This is a genomic window from Pseudomonas vranovensis, from assembly GCF_040438935.1.
Classification (GTDB): domain Bacteria; phylum Pseudomonadota; class Gammaproteobacteria; order Pseudomonadales; family Pseudomonadaceae; genus Aquipseudomonas; species Aquipseudomonas vranovensis.
On the sequence record NZ_CP159259.1, the window covers coordinates 2,641,574 to 2,665,729 of the forward strand.

Annotated in this window: 18 protein-coding genes and 1 pseudogene; 6 read left to right on the forward strand and 13 right to left on the reverse strand. The window is 64.0% G+C overall.

Annotated elements, in window-relative coordinates:
- Positions 1–32: 32 nt before the first annotated feature.
- Complete coding sequence (locus tag ABVN19_RS12135) at positions 33–1,745, forward strand: diguanylate cyclase (RefSeq protein ID WP_028944802.1); 1,713 nt, start codon at positions 33–35, stop codon at positions 1,743–1,745.
- Positions 1,746–1,849: 104 nt separating this feature from the next.
- A complete protein-coding gene (locus ABVN19_RS12140; protein ID WP_105642824.1) occupies positions 1,850–3,832 on the forward strand; it encodes an alkyl sulfatase dimerization domain-containing protein in 1,983 nt (660 codons plus the stop codon).
- A gap of 688 nt (positions 3,833–4,520) precedes the next feature.
- Here the strand turns inward: ABVN19_RS12140 and ABVN19_RS12145 are convergent.
- Positions 4,521–5,363, reverse strand: a complete 843-nt coding sequence (locus ABVN19_RS12145; RefSeq protein ID WP_105642752.1) for an AraC family transcriptional regulator — start codon at positions 5,361–5,363, stop codon at positions 4,521–4,523.
- Between the two features lie 97 nt (positions 5,364–5,460).
- On the opposite strand from ABVN19_RS12145, the gene ABVN19_RS12150 reads away from it, so the two are divergent.
- Positions 5,461–6,381 carry a LysR family transcriptional regulator gene (locus tag ABVN19_RS12150; protein ID WP_105642775.1) on the forward strand — a complete coding sequence of 307 codons (921 nt, stop codon included), beginning with the start codon at positions 5,461–5,463 and terminating at the stop codon, positions 6,379–6,381.
- The gene (locus ABVN19_RS12155) at positions 6,378–7,397 is read left to right on the forward strand and encodes an AraC family transcriptional regulator (RefSeq protein WP_028944798.1); all 1,020 of its coding nucleotides are present in this window, start codon (positions 6,378–6,380) and stop codon (positions 7,395–7,397) included. Before ABVN19_RS12150 ends, ABVN19_RS12155 begins: the two co-directional genes overlap by 4 nt.
- A gap of 6 nt (positions 7,398–7,403) precedes the next feature.
- Here the strand turns inward: ABVN19_RS12155 and ABVN19_RS12160 are convergent, their stop codons facing one another.
- From ABVN19_RS12160 to ABVN19_RS12175, 4 genes are all read right to left on the reverse strand, one after another.
- Entirely contained in the window at positions 7,404–8,588 is a 1,185-nt protein-coding gene (locus ABVN19_RS12160) for an acetyl-CoA C-acyltransferase (protein WP_028944797.1), read from the reverse strand.
- Between the two features lie 17 nt (positions 8,589–8,605).
- Positions 8,606–9,034, reverse strand: coding sequence for a thioesterase family protein (locus tag ABVN19_RS12165; protein ID WP_105642753.1), 429 nt, complete (start codon positions 9,032–9,034; stop codon positions 8,606–8,608).
- A gap of 99 nt (positions 9,035–9,133) precedes the next feature.
- Positions 9,134–10,924 (reverse strand): acyl-CoA dehydrogenase C-terminal domain-containing protein, encoded by a 1,791-nt coding sequence (locus ABVN19_RS12170; protein WP_105642754.1) that lies wholly within the window; start codon positions 10,922–10,924, stop codon positions 9,134–9,136.
- Positions 10,921–12,159: a 3-hydroxyacyl-CoA dehydrogenase gene (locus tag ABVN19_RS12175; protein WP_105642755.1), complete on the reverse strand. Its 1,239-nt coding sequence runs from the start codon at positions 12,157–12,159 to the stop codon at positions 10,921–10,923. The genes ABVN19_RS12170 and ABVN19_RS12175 overlap by 4 nt, the downstream gene beginning before the upstream one ends.
- A 96-nt stretch (positions 12,160–12,255) precedes the next feature.
- Between ABVN19_RS12175 and ABVN19_RS12180 the strand changes: the two genes are divergently transcribed.
- Positions 12,256–13,146 carry a LysR family transcriptional regulator gene (locus ABVN19_RS12180; protein WP_105642756.1) on the forward strand — a complete coding sequence of 297 codons (891 nt, stop codon included), beginning with the start codon at positions 12,256–12,258 and terminating at the stop codon, positions 13,144–13,146.
- A 423-nt stretch (positions 13,147–13,569) separates the two neighbouring features.
- Here the strand turns inward: ABVN19_RS12180 and ABVN19_RS12185 are convergent.
- From ABVN19_RS12185 to ABVN19_RS12220, 8 genes and pseudogenes are all read right to left on the reverse strand, one after another.
- Positions 13,570–14,611: pseudogene (locus ABVN19_RS12185) on the reverse strand (Rieske 2Fe-2S domain-containing protein).
- Positions 14,612–14,747: 136 nt separating this feature from the next.
- Complete coding sequence (locus ABVN19_RS12190) at positions 14,748–16,148, reverse strand: DUF1329 domain-containing protein (RefSeq protein ID WP_084167993.1); 1,401 nt, start codon at positions 16,146–16,148, stop codon at positions 14,748–14,750.
- Between the two features lie 88 nt (positions 16,149–16,236).
- The gene (locus tag ABVN19_RS12195) at positions 16,237–17,445 is read right to left on the reverse strand and encodes a helix-turn-helix transcriptional regulator (RefSeq protein ID WP_028944790.1); all 1,209 of its coding nucleotides are present in this window, start codon (positions 17,443–17,445) and stop codon (positions 16,237–16,239) included.
- A 139-nt stretch (positions 17,446–17,584) separates the two neighbouring features.
- Positions 17,585–19,960: an efflux RND transporter permease subunit gene (locus tag ABVN19_RS12200; protein ID WP_028944789.1), complete on the reverse strand. Its 2,376-nt coding sequence runs from the start codon at positions 19,958–19,960 to the stop codon at positions 17,585–17,587.
- A 7-nt stretch (positions 19,961–19,967) separates the two neighbouring features.
- Positions 19,968–20,942, reverse strand: a complete 975-nt coding sequence (locus ABVN19_RS12205) for a YCF48-related protein (protein WP_028944788.1) — start codon at positions 20,940–20,942, stop codon at positions 19,968–19,970.
- 115 nt (positions 20,943–21,057) lie between these two features.
- On the reverse strand, positions 21,058–22,266 hold the full coding sequence (locus ABVN19_RS12210) for an acetyl-CoA C-acyltransferase (protein ID WP_028944787.1): 1,209 nt from the start codon (positions 22,264–22,266) through the stop codon (positions 21,058–21,060).
- Between the two features lie 8 nt (positions 22,267–22,274).
- The gene (locus ABVN19_RS12215) at positions 22,275–22,745 is read right to left on the reverse strand and encodes a MaoC family dehydratase (RefSeq protein ID WP_028944786.1); all 471 of its coding nucleotides are present in this window, start codon (positions 22,743–22,745) and stop codon (positions 22,275–22,277) included.
- A 10-nt stretch (positions 22,746–22,755) separates the two neighbouring features.
- Entirely contained in the window at positions 22,756–23,541 is a 786-nt protein-coding gene (locus tag ABVN19_RS12220) for an SDR family oxidoreductase (protein ID WP_028944785.1), read from the reverse strand.
- 300 nt (positions 23,542–23,841) lie between these two features.
- Between ABVN19_RS12220 and ABVN19_RS12225 the strand changes: the two genes are divergently transcribed.
- Complete coding sequence (locus tag ABVN19_RS12225; protein WP_028944784.1) at positions 23,842–24,147, forward strand: DUF3077 domain-containing protein; 306 nt, start codon at positions 23,842–23,844, stop codon at positions 24,145–24,147.
- Positions 24,148–24,156 lie beyond the last annotated feature (9 nt).

The window sequence follows — 24,156 nt, forward strand, 5'->3', positions numbered from 1 at the left end:
AATCACAGCTTCCTCAGCAGTGGATGTACCCGATGCAGCCCAAGCCATCGACCGCGTCGCGTTCCCGCCTGTTCCTGCCCCTGGCCTGCGCACGTCCCCGGCGCACGGTAATCCTGTGTTTTCTGGCGGCCTTCGTCATCACCCTGGTGCTTGCCGGGCGCCAGTACTGGCAGCTGCACCAGCGTGAACTGGAAGACCGCCAGCACAACCTGCATTTGCAGGCACTGGCTATTGAAACGGTGGTGTACCACGGCAAGAGCCAGCTGCAGTTTTTGCGCAGCATCGCCGAGCGCGTGCTGGTGGAGGCCCAGAACCAGCCGTCGATGCGCCGCAATGATGCAATCGACCTGGCCATTCGCAACAGCCACCAGCCGGTCTGGGGCTTGCCGGTCCCCAAGTCGGATGCACCGATCCGCGCCATCGGCGATGCCCAGGTAGCGACCATTCATGGCCTGAGCCGCGACCACGAGCAACTGGTCGAAGACCTGCACCTGTCGCGGGCCATGAGCCAGGTGCTGCCGGCGCAGTTCCAGAGCGGCGGCAACCTTGAGCGAATCCTGTTCCTGACCACCTCCGGCATCGTCATTGCCTACCCCGGGGTCGAAGACGATCAACTGGAAGCAGTACTGCGCAAGTTCACCAGCTCGCCGCTGATGCACCTGGGGCGTGCCTACACCGAAGACCTGGACATCACCTTCTACCCCTTGCCCGGTGGCGACTTCGGCAAGATCCCGCACCTGCTGCTCAGCTCCCCGGTGTACCTCAACGCGGTGATGCGCGGGGCACTGATCTACGACCTGCCGCAGAACAAGGTGCAGGAGTACCTGTACCAGACCACCGAGGAAGACGAACACCATGCCCTGATCGATAACCAGGGCAACCTGATCGCCTCCAGCGACGAGGTTTTCTCGCCCCATGAGGGCAACTGGCTGAAAACCCTGCCGGCCAGCCCCAGGCCCCTGGCGTTGCCGACCTTGTTCCAGCGCGACCACGGCACAGTGGAGCTCGACCAGGGCTACCTGCAATACCGTGAGCTCGAAGGCATCGACCTGATGCTGGTCAACTACATCAGCGCCGCCGATTTACGCACAGCGGTCAACGGCCAGATGGACATCCTGTTCCTCGGTGTGTGGGCCCTGCTGGCCCTGTTGATGGCGCTGACCCTGTACATCGTCGACCGGTTGTTCAAGGGCCAGTTGCGCCTGAACCGGCAACTGCGCGAGATAGGCCTGGTCGACAGCCTGACCCAGTTGGCCAACCGCAGGCGCCTGCAGGCCGACTTCGGCGGTTTGCTCCAGCGCCTGCAGGACAATCAACCGGTGGCCCTGTGGATGCTCGACATCGACCACTTCAAGAACATCAACGACAGCTGGGGCCACAGCGCCGGCGACGAAGTGATCAAGCACCTGGCCACCCTGCTGCGCGCCCTGGTACGCAACAAGGACCTGGTGGTGCGCTACGGCGGCGAGGAGTTCTGCGTGGTGATGCCCGAAACGTCCCTGGCAGAAGCCACCCAAGTGGCCGAACAACTGCGCAGCGCCACCGCCCAGTCGGTGTGTGTGCCAGACGCCAGCACCCTGCTGGCCAGTGCGCCGTCCCTGGAGATCCACCTGACGGTGTCCATTGGCGTGGCCGAATTGCGCATCGATGCTTGCCAGGGCCTGGAAGACCTGATCGCCAGCGCCGACCGGCGCCTGTACACGGCCAAGAAAAGTGGCCGCAACCGCGTGGTCAATCACGACTGAGCCACGCGCCTGCATGTTTTTTGTCGTCTGCGGCTTGCTGGGCCGCAAAACCCGAGCCTTAAGCTCGGCCGGGTGTGCCATAACGACAATAAAACGGAGACACCATGCCCCTTTCCACCCTGTTCCCACGGGCTCGCCTGGCGACCCTGATTGCCCTCGCCTGCCTGAGCCAGGCTGTCTACGCCGCACCTGAAGCCAACCCAAGCCCGGCCAGCGCCCAGACCACCAGCAGCAACGCCGCCGTGCTCCAGCAGCGGCCGTTCAGCAACGATGCCGACTACGCCGCCGTTACCCGCGGGCTGGTCGCACCGTTCACAGGCCAGGTGCTCGACGCCCAGGGCAAGCCCGTGTGGAACCTGGCGAGCTATGAATTCCTGAACAAAAAAGACAGTCCCGCCACCGTCAACCCCAGCCTCTGGCGCCTGGCCCAGCTCAACACCCACGCCGGACTGTTCGAGGTGACACCAGGCCTGTACCAGGTGCGCGGCATGGACCTGGCCAACATGACCATCATCGAAGGCGACGATGGCCTGATCATCATCGACCCGCTCACCGCCGCTGAAACCGCCCGCGCCGCCCTCGACCTCTACTACCGGAACCGCCCGCACAAACCGGTGGTGGCGGTGATCTACAGCCACACCCACACCGACCATTTCGGTGGTGTACGCGGGGTGATCGACGAGGCCGACGTCAAGGCCGGCAAGGTCAAGGTACTGGCGCCTTCCGGGTTCATGGAACACGTGATGAGCGAGAACGTCTACGCCGGCAACGCCATGAGCCGCCGCGCCCAGTACCAGTTCGGCCTGTACCTGCCGCGCGGTGAACAGGGCCAGGTGGATGCAGCCATCGGCAAGGCCGTGGCCATCAGCGGCACCATCACCCTGATCCCGCCCACCGACCTGATCAGCCAGCCTTACGAGACCCGCCGCATCGCCGGAATCGACCTGGAGTTCCAGCTCACGCCTGGTACCGAAGCACCGTCGGAGATGAACCTGTACCTGCCCAAGTTCAAGGCCCTGGGCATTGCCGAAAACGCCTCGCAGACCATGCACAACATCCTCACCCCGCGCGGTGCCCAGGTGCGTGATGCCAAGGCCTGGTCGCAGTACCTGGATGCCAGCCTCGGGCGCTATGGCGACAAGACCGACGTGCTGTTCGGCCAGCACAACTGGCCGACCTGGGGCGCCGAATCGGTCCGTACCCTGCTGGCCGACCAGCGCGACATGTATGCCTTCCTCAACGACCGCACCCTGCACCTGCTCAACCAGGGCCTGACGCCCATGGAAATTGCCCAGAACATGCAAAAGCTGCCGGGAGAGCTACAGAACAAATGGTATACCCAGGGCTACTACGGCTCGCTCAGCCACAACTCACGGGCCGTGTACCAGCGCTACATGGGTTTCTACGACGGCAATCCGGCCAACCTCAACCCGCTGCCACCGGTGGAAAGCGCACGCCTGACCGTCGAGGCCATCGGCGGCGCCGATGCCGTACTGGGCAAGATCCGTGCTGCCATGGACAAAGGCGAGTACCGATGGGCGGCGCAACTGGGCAACCAATTGCTGTTTGCCGAGCCCGAGAACGCCGGCGCCCGTACCCTCCAGGCCGAAGCCCTGGACCAGTTGGGCTACCAGAGCGAGAACGCCAACTGGCGCAACATCTACCTGACCGGTGCCATGGAACTGCGTAACGGCGTTCCGAGAAACCCGGGCAGCTCGGTTTCAGTGGACATGGTGCGCGCGCTGACCCCGCAGATGTTCTTCGACTTCATGGCCGTGCGCGTGGATGTCGACAAAGCCGTGGGCCACGACATGAACCTCAACTGGCGCTTCAGTGAACCGGACCAGGCCTTCAACCTGACCTTGCGCAACGGCGTCCTGACCCATCGCGAAGGCCTCAACCCCAAGGCCGATGCGGGCCTGACCATGAGCAAGGCGACCCTGGAACAGATCAGCCTCAAGCAACTGGACTTCCCGACAGCCATGCAAAAAGGCCTGATCAAACTGGAAGGCAACGGGCAGAAATTTGCCGAGTTGCTGGGGACACTGGACACCTTCAGCCCGCAGTTCAACATCGTGACCCCCTGATACCCCTTGCGGGACATGGCGACTGCTGCGCAGCCGATCGCAGCCTCGTTTCCTCGGCAGCGGCTACAAATTGCCGGTGTAGCCGCTGGCGCCAGCCTGCGATCGACCGCGTAGCGGTCGTGGTTCAAGACAGTTGCTCACACGGACACCGCTGTACAGCAAGAGCGCAGCGAATTGTGCTCTTGATCTTCTGCCCCGTTAACCAGAAGGGCCGAGCGGAGGTGTCGTGGAGGGGCTGGCGCGAAGCGCCTTCGGCCTTGGCCGAAGATGCGAAGCGTAGAGTGGCTTGCAACGCGTAGCTCGCATTGCCCCGTAGCGACACCGGAGCGAGGGGACCCGAAGCGCAGCGTAGGGCACCTAGTGGTGCAGGCGGTTTTGCCTACTTTTCCAAGAAAAAAGTAGGGCGCCGTAAGGGCGCAAGGGTGACTCAGCCCCCCCCCCAGATAATGGATAAACACACACAGCCAAATCGCGGGGCAAGCCCACCCCTACCGGCCCAAGCCGGCGGGAGCGAACCGCCTTTGGGCCTGACAATGCCGAGGTCAATCTGCTGACCGGGTTGCGACTGCTGCGCAGCCGATCGCAGCCTCGTGCCTCGGCAGCGGCTACAGAAACCGGTGTAGCCGCTGGCGCCAGCCTGCGATCGACCGCGTAGCGGTCGTGGCTCAAGACAGTTGCTCCACCGGGTCTATCGGGCTGCGCCTACGCGATATTGCTTGGGTGTAATCCCGAACTGCTTGCGAAAGGCGCGTATGAAGTTGCTCGGCTGCCGATACCCCAAGCGCTCGGCAATCCGCTCGATCGACTGGTCCCCCGCCGCCAGCCAGTGCCGGGCCAGTTGCAGGCTGTCCTTGCGGCCATCGTCGAACGCCCCGCCTTGCCACTGGCGCAACATGCTCTGGTGCAGAAAGGCATTCGCCCCGGGCAACGGCAGCTCCAGCGCCCGGGGCGCCAGGTGCAGGCTCAACCATTGCCCCTCGGCGGTGTCCACGCCCCAGTCGCGCAAGCACGCCCCCGCCGCTTGCTGCGCCAGCAACCGGACCTGGGTGAACATCTGCGCGGGGGGCCTGCCAGCACGCCGGGCGATGTTGCGCACCAGACTCAGCACAGCGGCATCGAGCATGTAGTGATGGGGTTGGTGCTGGAACTTGCGCACATGCAGTACCGCCTCGGGGTCCGAATCGTCCAGGGTGACCAGCACACAGTTGGTCACCCGCGGCAGGTAACGGATGAAGCACTCGAGGCTGGCACGCACCGTGGCGGCCGAGTCCAGCAGAATATTCAGGCCTTGCAAGGAACTGGTGGCCATGCCAGGCACCAGCTCACAACCAAAGGTCGGACCGGCACCCGCGACCTCGCACTCAAGCAGCAATTGCTCGACCTGCAACGCCGGTATCTGGCGATTTTCGTTGAGCCAGGCAGGGTCGATACCGGCCCGTTGCAACAACTGTTCGACAGGCAGGCCAAAGCCCTTGGCATGGGCAACCAAGGTGTAGGTAAAGGCACTGGAGACAAAGGCACAAGCAAGCATGGCATGTCACAAAAGTGAATCTGGCCTTGACTTATGCCAGCCGCTAACCTATCGATCAAATGCATAATAAGTATCTGCAACATGCAAGAGGTGCATGGTGGACCTTCGACAACTGCGTCACTTCGTGGCCCTGGCCGATTACCGTGGTTTCGTGCGCGCCGCCGATGCCGTCAATCTCAGCCAACCGGCCTTCAGCCGCAGCATCCAGACCCTGGAGCGCGACCTTGACTGCACGCTGGTCGAGCGTGGCAGCCGCGAGTTCCGCCTTACGGGCCAAGGCCAACTGGTGCTGCAGCACGCCCGACGCCTGCTGGCTGGCAGCCAGACCCTGCACAGCGAACTGCTGCAGTACAACGGCCTTGAAGGCGGTGAGCTGAGCTTTGGCAGTGGCCCCTACCCGGCCCAATTGCTGGTGCCCGAGGCCCTGGCTCAGTTCATCAACGATCACCCGTTGATCCGCACGCGCTTTCACCTGGCAGACTGGGAGCAACTGGGCATCTGGCTCAAGGAACAGCAGATCGAATTCTTCGTTGCCGACTCGCGCTACTTTGTCGACGACCCACGCTACCAGGTACAACTGCTACGCCGTCGTCGCGGTCGATTCTTCTGCCGTGCCGGCCACCCCCTGGCCGACCTGGGCTCGCTCGCGCTCAGCACCCTGCTCGACTACCCCGTCGCCGGTACGCGTATCCCGCCGATGATCCGCAAGATCCTCGCCCGCACCCAGGGTGTCGAGGACTTTGTCACCACGGTGGAGTGTGCCCAGTTCGATGCCATCCGCCGGGTGGTAGCGCGCTCCGACGCCGTCGGCCTGGCCACCGAAGAGTCACTGGCGGAGTGGGTGGCGTCGGGCGAAATCAAACTGCTGAGCTTTACCGACATGGACACCCGCGAGGAAGACTTGCTGCTGCGCTATGGCATCGTCAGCCGCGCCGGCGACTCCCTGACACCGGCGGCGCGCGCTATGATCGACACGATCCTGCGCGTGGACCAGCAACTGCTCACGAGCCATCCATGACTCGACACCCTGCCTCACCGCCCAATGCCTTCTACGCCCCCACGCTGTTGCCGGCCATCGAAGAGCTGCAGGCCCGGAGCCTGCCTCTGGAACTGATCGAAGCGATATTTCGCCGCAGCCTGTTCGAGTTGCGCACGCCTTTTCTGCGCGTGCCGCTGGTGATGTCACGGCGCTTCTGGGCCCTGGCCCTGGCGCATACCGGCGACCCGCTGATCGGCCTGGCGGCAGGCCGGCGTTTTGTCTCCACGGCCACCAACGGCCTGACCTACCTGTTCGATGCGGCTGCCTCGCTTGACAGTGCCTGCAACTACTTTGTCGAATACTTTCCATTCTTCAACGGCCACTTTCGCGCAAGTATCGACCGTAGCGACCAGTGCATCACCCTGCGCCTGCACGATTGCGGCAGCCTCAAAGCCAGTGCGCCGATCAGCGACTATATCCTCACCAGCCTGCTCAGCATGTTGCGGCGCAAGCTGTTGGCCAGTGGCGTGGAGCAGGACCCAATCGTCGCCATCCGCCTGGCCCACCCACCGCCAGCCAACACGGTCGCGCACCCACAGGCATGGCGAGCACCCGTGAGCTGGGGCCATGCCGAGCACGGCATCGAGCTGAACCCGCAGTTGTTCGGCCAGCCCTTGACGCCTGGCAACCAGGCCCTGGAACAGATGCTGGTGGATCTGCTGCAACAAACTTTGCACAACAGCCGCCCGACCCTGCTGGAGCTTGCCTGCGATCACCTCGCCGTACACCTGGCCGACAGCGAGCGCTGGACACGCTTCTGCCAGCGCCAGCACCTGCTCGAACGCACTGCAGCCCGGCGCCTGAAGGCGCTGGGCTGGAGCTTTACCGAGCTGGTGGATGAGTACCGCCGCTACCGTGCCGAAGATTTGCTCCGCGGCAGTGACCTTGAACGGGTGCAGATTGCCGACCAGCTCGGCTACAGCGACGTGCAGAGCTTTCACCGCGCCTGCCTGCGCTGGTTCGACTGCGCGCCCGGCACCTACCGGACGCGCTGAGCGGCGCTAGAGCACTTCAAACAGCCCGGCGGCACCCATGCCGCCGCCCACGCACATGCTCACCACCACGTACTTGACCCCACGGCGCCGGCCTTCGAGCAAGGCGTGGCCGACCATGCGCGCCCCACTCATACCGTACGGGTGACCAATGGAAATGGCACCGCCGTTGACGTTGAGCCGGGCCATGTCGATGCCCATGGCCTGGGCGCAATACAGCACCTGGCAGGCGAAGGCTTCGTTGATTTCCCACAGGCCGATGTCATCCACCGTCAGGCCGTGCTGGCGCAGCAGCTTGGGGATCGCCAGCACCGGGCCGATGCCCATCTCCTCCGGTGCCAGGCCCGCCACGGTGATGCCGCGGTACAGGCCCAGCGGCTGGATACCCAGTTGCGCGGCCAGGGTGCCACTCATCAGCACGCTGGCACTGGCACCGTCAGACAACTGGCTGGCGTTGCCGGCCGTGATGCAGCCGCCCTCGAGCACTGGCGCCAGGGCCTGCAAGTCGGCCAGGGTAGTCTGCGGACGGTTGCCTTCGTCGCGGGCCAGTTGGACCTCTTCGTGGCTGATGGCACCGGTGTGCTTGTCGACGATTTTCTTGCGCACTGTCACCGGCGCGATCTCTTCGGCGAACAGCCCTGCCGCCTGGGCTGCAGCGGTACGCTGCTGGGACTGCAGGCTATAGGCGTCCTGGGCTTCGCGGCTGATGCCGTAGCGCTTGGCGACGATCTCGGCCGTCTGCAGCATCGGCATGTAGGCGTGTTCGGCCATGCGTATCACGGTCTCGTCCATCTCGGTGCCTGCCGCCTTCATGTGCGCGTTCTGCACCAGGCTGATCTGCTCCTGGCCTGCGCCGATGGCGACTTGCATGCCATCGACCATGATCTGTTTGGCGGCGATGGCGATGGCCATCAACCCCGAGGCGCATTGACGATCGATGGTCTGGCCGCTGACCGACAACGGCAGGCCCGCCGCCAATGCCGACAGCCGCCCGAGGTTGGTGGAGGCAGTTCCGCTTTGCATCGCGGTGCCCATCACCAGGTCATCGATCTGCCCAGGTTCGATCGCTACCCGCTGCACGGCGGCACGAATGGCCACGGCGCTCATCGACGGCGACTTGAAATCGTTGAAGGCCCCGCGAAAGGCCTTGGCTATCGGTGTGCGGGCGGTCGAGACAATCACGGCATCTTGCATGGCAAAGCACTCCAGGGTCAGTCACACAGCAAACGGCCCAATGCCGCCCGCACAGGTTCAGGAATGGGCACAGGGCGATTGCTGGCGCGTTCGACGAAGACGTGGACAAACCGCCCCGCCGCGCATGCCTGCTGCTCCCCGGCCTTGAAAATGCCCAGTGCGTAATGCACTGAGCTGTTACCCAGCTTGCTGACCGCCACCCCCACCTCGATATGCTCGGGAAAGGCGATGGCGGCGAAGTAGTCGCAGCTGGAGCTGACCACATAGGCAACAACCTCGCCCTGGTGGATATCCAGGCCGCCAGCATCGATCAGGTAGGTGTTCACCGCACTGTCGAAAAAGCTGTAGTAGACGACGTTGTTGACGTGGCCATACACATCGTTGTCGTGCCAGCGCGTGCTGATCGGCTGGAAATGGCTGAACGCTTCGCGCAGCAGTGGGTTCATCACAGGTTCATCTCGATGGGCGGCCTTTGTACGGGTGGGTAAAGGCCTCGATGGCGTGGACCATGACGTCGAGACCTCCACATGGGTGTGGAAACGGTATCAAAAAGCGAAATCCGCCTCTGCCATGGCCATCAGGCAATCGGCACCGGCCAGCAGCGCCTCGCGATGAGCACCGGCCCGTGGCAGCACCCGACGCAGGTAGAAGTCCGCCGACTGCAGCTTGGCCTGGTAGAACGCCGCCTCATCGCTGCCGCCGACCAGGGCGGCACGGGCCTTGGTCGCCGCCTGCAGCCACAGGGCAGCCAACAGCACATAGGCCGAGTACGCGAGGAAATCCACCGACACCGCGCCGATTTCCTGAGGGTTGCGGGCGCACGCGGCCACTACCGAGTCGCCCAGCGCTCGCCACTGTTCCAACTGAGCCCGAACCCTGGCGGCCATCGCTGCCAGCACCGGGTCCTGCGCTGCCTGCTCAACCTGCGCAGCCAGTTCTTCGATCATGCCGTTGAGCTCGGCAGCGCCGTCGCCCAGCACCTTGCGCCGGATCAGGTCCAGCGCCTGGATACCATTGGTACCCTCGTACAGCTGGGTGATACGGCTGTCGCGCATCAATTGCTCCATGCCCCACTCACGAATGAATCCGTGACCGCCATACAGCTGCACCCCGAGGCTTGCGACCTCCTGGCCGACATCGGTGAAAAATGCTTTGACAATGGGAATCAACAAGGCCGCACGCCGTGCAGCGGCCTTGCGCTCGGCCGGATCGCTGGCACCGTGCTCAAGGTCGAGCTGGCGGGCGGTGTAGGCGCCGAGCATGCGGCACCCCTCGCTGAGGGTTTTCTGGGTCAGCAGCATGCGTCGCACATCCGGGTGGACGATGATCGGGTCGGCCGGTTTGTCCGGCGCCACGGGGCCCGCCAACCCGCGCGACTGCAAACGCTCGCGGGCATAGGCCAGGCCACCCTGGAACGCCGCCTCGGCAATCCCCAGGCCCTGCAAGCCGACCTGGAAGCGCGCATCGTTCATCATGGTGAACATGCAGGCCAGGCCCTGGTTCGGCTCACCCACCAGCCAGCCGGTGGCGCCATCGAAATTCATCACGCAGGTGGATGCCCCCTTGAGGCCCATCTTGTGTTCCAGGGCGCCGCAACCCAGCGCATTGCCCTCACCCGGCCTGCCATCAGCCGCCAGCAGGCGCTTGGGCACCAGGAACAGGCTGATGCCCTTGACCCCGGGTGGCGCGTCGGGCAACCGGGCGAGCACCAGGTGAACAATGTTGTCGCTCAAGTCCTGATCGCCGCCGGTAATGAAAATCTTGCTGCCCTCTAGCCGGTAGCTGCCATCGGCCTGGGGCTGGGCCCGGGTGCGCAGCAGCGCCAGGTCGGTGCCGGCCTGGGGTTCGGTCAGGCACATGGTGCCGCTCCACGCGCCGCTGACCAGCTGCGCCAGATAGGCCCGCTTGAGTTCCGGACTGCCGTGCCGGTCCAGCGCCAGCACCGTGCCTTCGGTCAATCCCGAATAGGCCCGGAACGACAGCGACGCCCCCATCAGCATCTCGTGGAAGCTGGCCGAGACCATCTGCGGGAAACCCTGGCCCCCAAAGTCCAGCGGCCCGGTCATGCTCGCCCAGCCCTGCTCGACATACAGCCGATAGGCCTCGCCAAAGCCGTCCGGGGTGGTTACCTTGCCGTCCTGCAGCCGGCAGCCCTGCTCGTCGCTGTTACGGTTGAGCGGCGCCACCACCTGAGCGGCAAAGCGCGCCGCTTCTTCCAGCACGCCATCAATGGTTTCGCGGTCCAGGCCCTTACCCAGATGCTCGCAGTGCCCCTGCACATCGAACAGCTCATGAAGCACAAAGCGCATGTCACGCAGCGGTGCCTGGTAGCTCATACCCGGCCCTCCTGCACATCGGCAAAGCCCTTGCCTGCGGCTACCAGTCGAACAATCAGGGGCGCGGGTTTCCAGTGTTCACCAAGCATGCGCTGCAAGCGCTCCAGACGCTCCTGGATCGACGCCAGGCCCTGGCCATCGGCCCAAGCCATCGGCCCGCCGACGGCAGCCGGAAAACCGTAGCCATTGAGGTAGACCCGGTCGACGTCATGGCTGTTGGCGGCGATATGCTCTTGCAGGATCTTCGCGCCTTCATTGACCAGGGCCAGCAGGCAGCGCTCGATAATTTCCTGGTCGCTGATGACGCGCCGACGCAGCCCAAGGCCCTTGGCGATTTCTTCCACCAGGGCATCGACCTCGGCATCGTGCAGCGCTTCACGGCTGCCCTCGGCATAGCAGTAGAAACCGCGACCGGACTTCTGGCCAAAGCGGCCCAGGTCACACAGGGCGTTATCAATCTGCACCAGCGGACTGTCCATGCCCTGCCCGGCCAACTGGCGGGCACGCCATTCCAGGTCGATACCGACCACGTCGTACATGCGAAATGGCCCCATGGCGAAACCGAAGGCTTGCAGTGCCCCGTCCACCTGACGCGGCAAGGCGCCTTCGAGCAGCATCTTGCGCGCCTCGTCGACATAGGTCTTGAGCATGCGGTTGCCGATAAAACCATGGCAGTTGCCGGCCACCACCGCGACCTTGCCCAGGCGTTTGCCCAGGGCAAGTGCAGCGTCCAGCACGGCAGGCGCGGTGTGCGCACCGCGAACGACTTCAAGCAACTTCATGATGTGTGCTGGGCTGAAGAAATGCAGACCCAGTACATGATCGGGGCGCGAGGTGACCGCGGCGATGGCATCGATATCCAGGGCCGATGTGTTGCTCGCCAGAATCGCGCCGGGTTTCAGGGTGTTGTCCAGAACGCTGAAAATGCTTTGCTTGAGTTCGAGGTTCTCGTACACCGCCTCGATCACCAGATCGACATCGGCCAGTGCCGCATAGCTGTCCACCGCCTGGACCCGGGCCAGGTTTTCCTCGGCCTGGGCTTCGCTGATACGCCCCTTGACCACTTGCTGGGCCCAGGTGTCGGCGGCCACCTTCCGGCCTGCAGTGACCATCTTTGCATTGCTGTCGAGCCACAACACCGGGATGCCGGCACTGGCCAGACTGATCACGATACCCCGGCCCATGGTTCCGGCCCCAACCACTGCTGCCTGCTGCACATCGAATCCGTTACTCACACCTGGCACTCCCAATCAGAAAGAAGGATTGCCGACACCCTAAGCAGCTGCCTACTATTTGAGAAATTTCATTTTCATATGCCTGATATTGGTTAGATGAATATATCCAACTTCGATCTCAACCTGCTGCGCATCCTCGACGTACTCCTGCGCGAGCAAAACGTCTCGCGCGCCGCCGAGCGCCTGGCCCTGAGCCAGCCCACCGTCAGCAACGCCCTGGCGCGCCTGCGCGAACTGCTCGACGACCCGTTGCTGGTGCGCGTTGGCCGGCGCATGCAGCCAACCCCTCGGGCCCTGGCACTGGAAGGCCCGATTCGTGCCGCCCTGTTGCAGATCGAGCAGACCCTCAGCGTGGGCGACAGCTTCGACCCGCTGCACAGCCGCCAGCACTTTCGCCTGGCCATGACCGACTTTGTCGAACAGCTGTGCATGCCCAGCTTGTTGTGCCAGTTGCAGGAACAAGCCCCCCATGTACGCCTGGACATGATGCCGCTGGCCCCGAGCCTGCCGGTGGATGCGCTGGACCGTGGCAGCCTCGACCTGCTGGTGGGGCGTTTCGACGAAATACCGGCGCGCTTTGCCCGTCATCACTGGCGCAGCGAAACCTTGCAGGTAGCAGTGAGGCGGGATCACCCACGGGTGCATGGCGCGCTCGACCTGGACACCTTTCTCGGGCTGCGGCACTTGTGGGTGTATGGCGGGCAGACACGCGGCATGGTCGATCAGTGGCTGGGCGAACAAGGACTGACGCGGCAGATCGTCTACACCACGCCCAACTACCTGCAGGCCGCCCACCTGGTGGCGGCGACGGACCTGTGCGTGGTCTTGCCCACCCAGGTGGCACGCCAGTTCGCGGCGCTGTTGCCACTGCAACTGTTCGACCTGCCCTTTGCGCTGGAGCCATTCGAGCTGGAAGTGGTGTACCTGGCCCAGCGCGGGCGCGAGCGGGCGCTGGAGTGGCTGGTGAACGAGATCCTCAGCGTTTGAGCCGATTGTTCCAGGCGCATACAGAAACCGACGTAGCCGCTGGCGACAGCCTGCGATCGAGCGCGCTGCGGTCGTGCTTCAAGACCATCGCACCTGCCTGGCGACTGCTGCGCAGCCGATCGCAGCCTCGTGCCTCGGCAGCGGCTACAGATGATCGCGCCAGCCTGCGATCGGCCGTGGTTCAAGTCAGTTGCGCTTACCACTATCGCAACGTCTGCAACCCCTGAAAACTCGGCATCATCACACACGCCGGACAACTGCGGTCCTTGGGCGGCGTCACCGTCAACACTGCATACACCACGATCACAACACTCAACAGCGGTACACAGTAGGCTCGAAGGCTTTTTATTTTCATTGTCGGCACTCCCGCAACCAGGCAAATGCAACACACCGGCCCCAGGCTGCCCCGAGGCCGGTCGCCACTCAACGCTCGTCGACTGTCACGATCTCGCGACGCTCGGCCATGCTCGCCGGCACCAGGTCTTCGTCGGTGAAGAACTGCTGGTACCACTCGCGCAGCTGGTACACGGGGCCGTCATTCTCGGCCAGTACCGGCTTGTCGATACGGATCTTGTGCTTCCAGATGTCCACGTCCTGGTAGAACGAGGCCCGGTTACCCATCACATACGCCTGGGCCACTTCGCGGTTCTGCTCCTCGCTCCAGCCCGGCACACGCTTGACCATGCAGCCAAAGCGCAGCTGGAAGCTGTCTGGCGTCACCGGCACATGACTGTTGAGCAGGATTGCATGCACCCGCACGTCGCCGAACATCGAACTCAGGTGAGTGAAGTGGGTGGCCGGGCCGTAGTAGGCCGACGGTGCGATCAGGTCACCCCCCAGGCGCTCGGAGTCACCATGGAAGATCTGCCGGCCAATATGGCCTTCGAAGACGTTGGCAAAGTACTTGGTCGGTGTGCCATGCACCGGGCCGAAGTGCTGGGCATCGACCAGGTTGTCGACCAGCTCGCGCGGGTTGGTCTCGATGAGCATGGTGTCGATGTTCCACTCATGAATCCAATCGTCGCTGTCCATCTCCTCCAGGTGCGGGATCACCACACCCTCTTTGGGTGGCCAGGCCCTCGGGGTTGTTCCACACGAACAGCAGGTTGTTCTCTTCGCAGGTCAACCAACTGCGGGTCTTGGCCTTGGGCGGGATGCGTTTGCAGTACGGGATCTCCACGCACTTGCCGGTGGTGTCGTACTTCCAGTGGTGGAAGGGGCAGACCACGGTGTCGTTTTCGATGGTGCCCTGGGACAGGTCGGCGCCCATGTGCGGGCAATGGGCATCAAGAATGCTGATCTTGCCCTCGCTGTTGGCGAAGGCCACCAGGCGGGTGCCGAAGATGTTCAGGGTGTGCAGCTTGCCATCACGGTAGTCAGCAGCATCGCCCAGGCAGTGCCAGCCACGCGCATAGCGGTGGGTGCGCTGGGTATTCTCGATGCTCAGTTCAGCGAGTTTCGTCATGTTCTTGTTCTTCCTCTGGTGGAAACTCCGGGTAAGCCATACCGGACCAGGCAGCCGGCACATTCCCTACCCGACATCATTGAGCAGCCCTTGCGGGCAGCTCATCGTTCAAACGGACTAGATCGACAACCCCCCGCTACTGCCCGGCCCGACGCGCAGCCTCCGGGCCGAAGTCACGCGGGCTGAAACCGCCCTTGTTGAGCATGTAGCCGTTGCGCTGTTCGTTGATCAGGTTGAACGCCAGGTAGCTGCCGGCGTTGAGGTCGTGGTACAGGCCAACCCCGGCCTGGGGCACCTGGGATTCGTAGGCGTAGAAGTAGTTGACCATCGACGTGCGCCACAGCTCGCCACGGTTGTCGTAGTTGTCGGCCAGCATCGGGAACCAGGTGTCTTCGTCGATGTACAGCTTGCGCTTGCCGTACAAGTGGCGATAACCCGGCTTGAGGGTGCCTTCAAGCTCCCACACCCGATGACGCTCGTAGCGCATGGCCTCGGGGTTGATGTGCCCCGGCGTCAGCAGGTCGGCGTACTTGAGGTTGGCCGCGTGCAGGCGGTAGGTGTTGTAGGGAATGAACATCTCGCGCTTGCCGACGATCTTCCAGTCGTAGCGCTGGCCCGAGCCGTTGAACAGACGCACCTCGTCCACGGTGATCGAACCACCGGAGCCCGGGAAGGCCATGTCGAAGCCATAGCCCGGCGACTGGCGTACCCGGCGGGTGCCCGGGTCGTAGCGCCAGCTCTGGCGCGGCTCGGTCTTGTCGTTCCAGAACTCTGTGCCGGTGTTGATCTCGCCCTTGTCACGCTGAGGCAGCAGGGTTTCGTTGAGGTAGAACGAGGAGTTGCCCACGGTGTCGCCGACCTTGCCCGGTTGCAGCGCCGGCGCCAGGTTGCGTGAATGCACCCGGCCCCAGTTGATGTTGCCGTCCTTGAGCACGTAGGCGTTGTCGGAGACGTATTCCTCGGTCCAGGCCCGCAGGGTGAAGGTGGAGGCGTTTTTCAGCAGTTCCAGGCCGCTGCGCGGCACCGGGAACGGCGTGCCACCGGTCTTGCCCACTACCCCTTCGCCGTCATCCACCAGGCGCGCGACACTGGCGTTCTCGCGGGTCGCCTCGCACACCGAGTCGGCAAAGCGGAAATCCCGGTGAGTGGGGTAGACCGGCATCTTGTAGGTCTGCGGGTACAGTTTGAACAGGGCCTTCTGCCCGTCGGACAGGTACTCGGTGTACTGGGCAAGGTTGGCGGAGGTAATCACGAACAGCGGCTTTTCGTCCGGGTACGGGTCAACCGGATGATTGCCGGTGCCCTTGAACTGCACCTGTGGCGGTACCCCCAACCACTTGCCGCTGTAGGGCGGAATGCTGCCATCGGCGTTGCCGCTCTTGTCGGCGCCAACACAGGTCAGCTCGCTGCCCAGGCGTGCGGCGTCTTCCGGGGCTGCTTGAACAGCACCCACACAGGCAGCGCCAAGCACTGCTGCCAGCAGCCAGCGCGGGCGATTGCCAGGGGCCTTGAAGTGGGATGGATTACGCTCGGTCATTGTTGTTCTCCGTGGTTTTCCGATAGCGGTGGCCCAGTATTGGCAGTGGGTCCAAGCCCGGACATCGTCTGCTCGGACTAACGCATTTTTACCCCACGGCCTTCACCACCGGCGGCAAGGCCCCGGGCGGCCCCAGGGCGACCACGCTGTTGAGCAAAATGCGCACCAGTTCGGTCTGGCGGCGCACGCCGGTCTTGGAGAAGATCGAGCGCAAATGCGCGCGCGCCGTGTTGCGGCGAATGTTCAACACCTCGGAGGCTTCCTCCAGCGACAGGCCGTTCGCCAGTTCCATGGCCAGGCCGGTTTCCGCCGGGGTCAGGTTGTACAGCTGCGCAGTCGCCAGGTTGCTGACCAACGACTTGCCCACCGCATCGCGCACATACACCACCACGGTCGGCTGGCCCTTGCCTTCGACCCATTCCTGGGACGGGATCAACTCCACCACCACCCCCAGGTTGACCTGCCCGGAAGGCCTTGAAATCGACAGCGCGGCGGCATTGCAATGGCCGACATCGCCCAGCCGTGCGCGCTGGAAGGCGTCGCGTACCAGGCGTGTGAGCTCGCGGTTGTCACTGGGATAAGTGGCCTCCAGGCGCCCGCCTACCAGTTTCAGGCCATCGTTGCTGTCGAGGATGTCCCGCGCTACCGGGTTGAGTTGCAGCACACTGCCGCTCTCATCGAGCACGATGGTGGCCACCGACAAGCGGCTGATGGCCTGGAAGTACAGGCTGCCCAACGACTCGCTGCGGTCCAGCTGCGCATGCAGGTGCAGGGCCCGACGCAAGTGCGGCAGCAACATCGCGCACAGTGCCCGCTCGCAATCGTTGAACCGGGGCTGGTCGCGGCGGCGGTTGATGCGGATACGCAGCTTGCCGCCGTCGGGCATGCTGATATCGGCGCCGAGCATCTGGAAGCAGCCGTAAGGCTGGCAGTACAACAGGTAGAACGAAGAGCCCAGCCACTCGGCTTCGCTCATCAGGTCGTCGATGGTGAACACCTGGTCCAGCGGCAGGTTATTGAAGGGCGTCGACTTGCTGTAATAGGCATAGTGCTGAATCTCACCGGCGCCGCTGACCTCCCCCACCGCCAGCATCGGCGACAGGTAGGGTTCATCCACTGCGCGCAGGATCAACGTGACGATATTGGCCTGGAACAACAGCTGCAGCTTGCGCAGCGACTCGGCCACCCGGCGGGTATCCAGGGCGCCATCGTACAGCTCGCCGATCAACTGCTCATACGTCTCCATGTCCAGCCCCATCTGCGCCAGAACCTGCGAATTGGACATACGGCTTTGCATAGGCACCCCCATGGCACTGCGTTGGAATTATTGTTGTTCTTGTTCGTAGCCGCTGCCGCCAGGCTGCGATCGGCCGCAAAGCGGCCGCACAACGTTCATGGCGACTGCTGCGCAGTCGATCGCAGCCTGGCGGCAGCGGCTACGACGTCAATGGCTTCCCTATCAGCCCGCTCCTGGCGACCAGTGGCCGGCCCTGGTTGAACCAGGCCGCCAGGGCCGGCAGCAGGAATATCGCACCGAGCACGTTGACCAGGAACATGAACGCCAACAGGATGCCCATGTCGGCCTGCAATTTGAGCGGCGCAAAGGCCCAGGTACCAACGCCGATGGCCATGGTCAAGGCCGTGAACACCGCCGCCGTACCCCGTTGGCACATGGCCCGGTAGAACGCCTCGCGCAACTCGGCGCCCTCGGCCATTTCATGCTGGATGCGCTCGTACAGGTAGATGCCGTAGTCAACCCCCACACCCACCCCAAGGGCCATGACCGGCAAGGTGGCGACCTTCAGGCCGATGCCGAGCATGGCCATCAGCGCATTGCACAGGATCGCCACCCCCCCCAGCGGCACCAGGATGCACAGCACTGCCCGCAGCGAGCGGAAGGTCAGCAGGCAGAACAACGCCACCGAACAGAACAGCGCCGCCAGCATGATGACCTCGGCATGCTTGACCGCCTCGTTGGACGCTGCCATCACCCCGACGTTGCCACCCGCCAGCTTGAAGGCCACCTCCGGCGCCTTGATCCTGGCAATGATGCGCTTGGCCTCGTTGACCACATGGAACACCGTCGCCCCTTCGTGATCATTGAGAAACACCAGGATCTGCATGCGTTGGCAGCCTTCGGTCACCAGTCCTGAATCCGGTGAATAGGCCAGCGAGCCCTGCTGCAGGCCCCGCGACGACCCCGGAATGGCCGACCAGCGCGGGTTGCCTTCGTTGTTGCCGGCGATCATCTCCTTGCCCATGCCGGCCACGCTCTGTACCGACTGCACCCCGGCCACCGCGCGCATCTGGAAGTCAAAGGCCTCCACGGCGCGCATCACCTGCGGATTGAGGCACGCCTCGGTGCCGGCGTTGGTCTGCACGAACACCGACAGCACATCCAGGCCGATGGAATAGCTGCTGATGATGCGCTGGTTGTCCTGGTTGTAGCGCGAATCGGCGCGCAACTCCGGCGCTCCCACTCCGATATCACCGACCTCCAGCTGGCGCGCCTTGAGCACGCCGGCGCCCAGCAGCACCAGGCTGACCACGAACACCGCCAGCGCCGGCCGTGGCTCGGCCAGGGACGACAGGCGCCACCACAGCGCGTGCCGACGGGTCTGTACAGTGGCTGTGCGCTTGGGGGATGGCAGTTTCAACCCGGCCAGGATCAGCGGCAGGAGCATTTTGTTGGTGACAATCATCAGCATCACGCCGATGCAGGCGGTCACGCCCAGTTCATGAACGATGGGAATATCGATCAGCATGATCACGGCAAAGCCCAGGGCGTTCATCAGCAATGCCAGGGCGCCGGGAATGAAGATCGCACAGAACGCCTTGTGCGCCGCCTGGTGCGAGCCGCTGCCGGCCAGCACCTCCTGGCGCCAGGCATTGCTCATCTGCACCGCGTGGGAAACCCCGATGGAGAAAATCAGAAACGGCACCAGCACCGACATCGGGTCGATGCCCAGGCCCAGCAACGGCAGCAGCCCGAGCAGCCACACCACCGGCAGCAGCGCCACCACCAGGGCCACCAGGGTCAGGGCCAGGGAACGGGTGTACAGCCACAACAGCGCGGCGGTGATCACAAAGGCCACGGCAAAGAACATCAGCACCGTGTTCAGCCCCTCGACCACATCGCCCACCAGCTTGGCAAAGCCCACCACGTTGATGTCGATGGTGTCACTGTTGTAGCGGGCCCGGATGTCTTCCAGGCGCTGGGCAATCTCCACATACGACACCGGCTGGCCGGTCTTGGGATCGGTGTCCTGCAGGTCGGCGCGCACCAGCGCCGAGCGCTGGTCGTTGGCCAATAGCCTTCCGACCTGCCCCGCGCGGGCGGCGTTACTGCGCACCTTGGCCAGGTCCTCGGCGGTGCCGGCGTACTGCGGCGGCACCACCAGATCACCCACGTAGCCCTCTTCGGTGATTTCCACATAGCGCACGTTGGGGGTGAACAGCGAGGTCACGCTGGGACGGCTGACACCGGAAATGAAGAACACATCGTCGGTGACCTTCTGCAGCACCTCGAGAAACTCAGGGTTGTAGATATCGCCCTCGCCTTTCCAATGCACATTCACCAGCAAGCGGTTGGCGCCGGTGAACACCCGGCTGAAGTCGAGGAAGTTGAGCATGTACTCATGGCGCACCGGAATCTGTTTGTTGAAGCCGGGGTCCAGACGCACCTGGGTAGCGCTGTAGCCCAGGCCCAGGCTGAGCAGCAGGAACAGTGCCAGCCAGGCACGGCGGTGGTTGAGCAACAGATCGGCGCAGCCCTGCACGCAGCGCTGCAGCCGGGAAGTAGTCGAAGTCATGGAAAACTCACTGTACATGGGCGGCAAGGCCGCTATCCGGTCCCTGGGAAACACCGCGCTCACCGGCCACCAGCAGGTGCCGGGCATTGAGGGCCACGGCCGAGGTCAAGGTCCCCAGGCCGCTGCGTCGAGTGCTGTCGAGCAGTTGCCCCTGCGCATCGAGGTGGACCAGCTGACTGCCGGCGCCCACCAGCACCACCCCGGCCTCGCCCGGCAGACGCGCATGACCGTAGATCGGCTGGGCACTGTCGAGCTCGACATGTTGCCAGCGCTCGCCAAAATCCTCGGTGCGGAACACCTGGCCACGCATGCCATAGGCTAACCAGTGCGAACCCGAGAGGCTGACCACGCCAAACAAGGAACCGTTGTAGAACGCCGGCAGCTGCTGCCAGGTAGCCCCGCCATCGTCCGAGCGCAACACCAGGCCCTGCTCGCCCACCAGCATGCGCCGGCCCTGGCGGTCGCCGTCCATGCCGTTGAAGTGCGCGCCATCGCCCGGCAACTCGCGTGCCTGCCAATGCTGGCCGGCATCGCTGGACTCCAGGTACTTGCCGTAGCTGCCGTAAGCCACGACCTGCTGGCCGTCGCCACTCCAGACGCCCAGCAAGGGCTCGCCCAGCTCGGCGTCATAACGGCTTTCCTGCCAGCTGTTGCCACTGTCGTCCGAGCGCAGGATCCAGCCGTCGTGACCGACCGCCACCAGCACCTCGGGGCTCAGAGCGATCAGCCCGGTAAGAGTCGCCTCGCGTTCGGCCGAAACCCGTGCGGCCTGCCACGAACGGCCACTGTCGAGACTGCTGAGCAATGTACCGCGCTCGCCTGCCGCCAGCAGTTGCGGGCCGTTGATCAACAGGGCATTGACCTGCACCCGGTCGACCTGCAACTGAGTCGCGGCCAGCGGGACGGGATTGCGTGGGGCGAAGGCAAAAGCCACGGCGGCCAGGATCACGCCGCTGACAGCGTATCCGATCAGCTGGCGCATACCGGGCTCCGGGAATTGAGTCGTGAAGGGAGGCACATGGGGCGTTGATCCTGTTGTTATTGTTGACAGGATCATCAGCTCGCCCCACGCACCCAACATCGTCCAAATGGCTTAGTCAGTCCAGCTCGAACAGCCCTGCCGCGCCCATGCCACCACCAATGCACATGGCCACCACCACATAGCGCGCGCCGCGACGACGGCCTTCGAGCAAGGCATGACCGACCATGCGCGCCCCCGACATACCGAACGGATGGCCGATGGCAATGGCGCCACCGTTGACGTTCAAGCGCTCAGGCGGGATGCCAAGGGCGTCACGGCAATGCAGCACCTGGCAGGCGAACGCCTCGTTGATTTCCCACAGGCCGATGTCGGCCACCGTCAGGCCAAAGCGCTTGAGCAACTTGGGTACCGCCAGCACCGGGCCGATGCCCATTTCCTCCGGTGCGCAGCCGGCCACGGCGATCCCGCGGTAGATACCCAGCGGCGTCAGCCCCCGACGGCGAGCTTCGGCGCGACTCATCAGCAGGCTGGCAGCGGCACCATCGGAAAACTGCGAAGCATTGCCGGCAGTGACAAACTCGCCCTGTTCGACCCACTGGCCGTCCTTCCACACCGGTTTGAGCGCAGCCAGGTCTTCCAGGCGGGTGCTCGGGCGATTGCATTCATCGCGGTCGACCCAGATCGACTCATGACCGGCCGGTTTGCCTTCTTTGTCCAGCAGTAGCTTGTTGACCGTCAAACCGACGATCTCATCATCGAACAGCCCGGTCTGCTGCGCTGCCGCCGTGCGTTGCTGGCTCTGCAGGCTGTACTCATCCTGGGCGGCGCGGCTGATGTTGTAGCGCCGCGAGACAATCTCGGCAGTCTCGATCATCGGGATATAAGCACTGGGCATCACCTCCAGCACCGCCTCGGAGCGGGCCCGGTAGCTGTTCTTGTGCTTGGTCTGGGTCAGCGACAGCGACTCCACGCCGCCGCCAATGGCGACGTTCATCTCACCGGCCAGGATGCCCTTGGCGGCCACGCCGATACTCATCAGGCCCGAGGCGCACATGCGGTCCAGGGCCATGCCCGGCACGCTGTTGGGCAAGCCGGCGGTATAGGCACACAAGCGCCCGATGTTGTAGCCCTGGGTGCCCTGCTGCACCGCGGCGCCCATGATCACATCCTCGACGGCATCGGCCTCGATCCCGGCGCGCTCAAGCACCGCGCGCACCACATGGCCACCCAGTACCGGTGCCTCGGTGTCGTTGAACGAACCCCGAAAGGATTTGGCCAGCGCCGTACGGGCAGTGGCGACGATAACTACTTCTTGCTGGTCCATGGATGGGTTCACTCGCTGACTGGGTTGAAGGTGTAGCGGCTGATGGTGTCGACCACACAGCCGGGGCGCCCCTGGCCCTCGATCTCAACGCTCACGCGCACCACTTGCTGCACGGCGGTACCGACGGCCTCACTGCGCAGCACTTCAGCGCGCCCTCGCACTCGCGAACCCACCGGCACCGGCGCGGGGAAGCGCACCCGATCGCAGCCGTAGTTCACGCCCATGGCCAGGTTGTCGACGCGCATCAACTGCGGCAGAAACAGATTGGCCAGGGCCTGGGTCAGGTAGCCGTGGGCGATACAGGTGCCAAACGGACCGCTGGCGGCGCGTTCGGGATCGACATGAATCCACTGGTGATCGCCCGTGGCCTCGGCGAACAGGTTGATTCGTTCCTGGCTGATGGTCAGCCATTCGGTGCAGCCCAGGTCCATGCCCTGGGCATCGAGCAGCGCCTGGGCGCTGGTGAATACATGGGTCATCGGCGTGGCCTCAGGCTTGTTGGGAACTGACCGACAACACTTCGCCGACCATATAGGAGGCATAGTCGCTGGCCAGGAACATCATCACATTGGCCACCTCCCAGACCTCGGCGGCGCGGCCAAAGGCCTCGCGCCCGGCAAGGTTGGCCAGCAGCTCTTCGCTGGAAGCCTTCTTGAGGAAGTCATGCAGGGCAATCGACGGCGACACGGCATTGATGCGCACGCCGAACTCGGCGGCTTCCAGCGCACTGCAACGGGTCAGCGCCATGACCCCGGCCTTGGCGGCGGCGTAATGGGCCTGCTCCTTCTGCGCGCGCCAGCCGAGCACGGATGCATTGTTGACGATCACCCCGGTACCACGTGGCTGCATATGCGCGAGCATCGCGCGCGTCATGCGGAAAGTGCCGGTGAGGGTCACATCGAGCACCTTGGACCACTCTTGGTCGGTCATCTCGACTACCCGCTTCTGCCCGCCCAAGCCTGCGTTATTGATCAACACATCGACCCCGCGCAGCGCATTATCGGCACTGGCCACCAGGGCCTGGACCTGCTCCTCGCACGTTACGTCGCACAACTGGCCGTACACGGCCTGCAGACCGGTTTCGGCCTTGAGCCGTTCGACCGCCTCCTCCAGCCGGCGTGGGTGAACATCAGAAATCATCAACGCCCGGCAGCCCTCCTCGGCGCTGCGCCGGGCGGCGGCATAGCCGATACCGGCGCCGGCGGCGGCAGTGATCAGCACAGACTTGCCGGCCAGCAACTGGTGGCCGGGCACATAAGGGGGAGCTTGTTTCACAGCGGTAATCTCCAGGGGGCACTAAACGCAGACAGGTATAAAGCCTTGCCCTGGAGGGAGCATCGTCAAAACGGGGTATGGGTTGGCGGGTCGAACGCATCGCGGGGCAAACCCGCTCCCACCCGTAGGAGCGGGCTTGCCCCGCGAGAGGCCGATCCAGCCAGCCCATCAGAAATTGCCAAATCACCGCCGTTTTGCGACCGATCGCGGATAACTTACCGGTTCGCCAACCCGCGCACAGCTGCCACCCAATTTGTTTGGCGACGATGGCGTGGTAGCTCCATAAGTTAGGAGTTGACCATGAAAAAGCTCGTCCCCGCCCCCCCGCCTCTACACCTCGCCAAAACTGTTGAAACCAGCGTCGACAGTTGCCCGGAACACCCTCCACTTTTCAGCGTCCGCGCAGGCGTCAGTGCCGAAGATGCACTGGTACATGCCTTGCTGTACCTCAGATGCGCCAGCACCACCATCGCCCAGGCGGTGCAGCACACCAGCGAAGCAGGTCGTGGGTTTGCGTGGTCGACCCAACATTCGGTGGAAATGGCCAGAGCCTTGATCGATGCCTTGCTCGACGGCATCGAGCAGCACCAGGAAGTCAAAGCATAATCGCGGGGC

Coding starts and splice junctions, on each gene's coding strand:
- ABVN19_RS12135 (WP_028944802.1), top strand. CDS start 33: ATGCAGCCCAAGCCATCGACCGCGTCGCGTTCCCGCCTGTTCCTGCCC.
- ABVN19_RS12140 (WP_105642824.1), top strand. CDS start 1,850: ATGCCCCTTTCCACCCTGTTCCCACGGGCTCGCCTGGCGACCCTGATT.
- ABVN19_RS12145 (WP_105642752.1), bottom strand. CDS start 5,363: ATGCTTGCTTGTGCCTTTGTCTCCAGTGCCTTTACCTACACCTTGGTT.
- ABVN19_RS12155 (WP_028944798.1), top strand. CDS start 6,378: ATGACTCGACACCCTGCCTCACCGCCCAATGCCTTCTACGCCCCCACG.
- ABVN19_RS12160 (WP_028944797.1), bottom strand. CDS start 8,588: ATGCAAGATGCCGTGATTGTCTCGACCGCCCGCACACCGATAGCCAAG.
- ABVN19_RS12165 (WP_105642753.1), bottom strand. CDS start 9,034: ATGAACCCACTGCTGCGCGAAGCGTTCAGCCATTTCCAGCCGATCAGC.
- ABVN19_RS12170 (WP_105642754.1), bottom strand. CDS start 10,924: ATGAGCTACCAGGCACCGCTGCGTGACATGCGCTTTGTGCTTCATGAG.
- ABVN19_RS12180 (WP_105642756.1), top strand. CDS start 12,256: ATGAATATATCCAACTTCGATCTCAACCTGCTGCGCATCCTCGACGTA.
- ABVN19_RS12190 (WP_084167993.1), bottom strand. CDS start 16,148: ATGACCGAGCGTAATCCATCCCACTTCAAGGCCCCTGGCAATCGCCCG.
- ABVN19_RS12195 (WP_028944790.1), bottom strand. CDS start 17,445: ATGCAAAGCCGTATGTCCAATTCGCAGGTTCTGGCGCAGATGGGGCTG.
- ABVN19_RS12200 (WP_028944789.1), bottom strand. CDS start 19,960: ATGACTTCGACTACTTCCCGGCTGCAGCGCTGCGTGCAGGGCTGCGCC.
- ABVN19_RS12205 (WP_028944788.1), bottom strand. CDS start 20,942: ATGCGCCAGCTGATCGGATACGCTGTCAGCGGCGTGATCCTGGCCGCC.
- ABVN19_RS12210 (WP_028944787.1), bottom strand. CDS start 22,266: ATGGACCAGCAAGAAGTAGTTATCGTCGCCACTGCCCGTACGGCGCTG.
- ABVN19_RS12215 (WP_028944786.1), bottom strand. CDS start 22,745: ATGACCCATGTATTCACCAGCGCCCAGGCGCTGCTCGATGCCCAGGGC.
- ABVN19_RS12225 (WP_028944784.1), top strand. CDS start 23,842: ATGAAAAAGCTCGTCCCCGCCCCCCCGCCTCTACACCTCGCCAAAACT.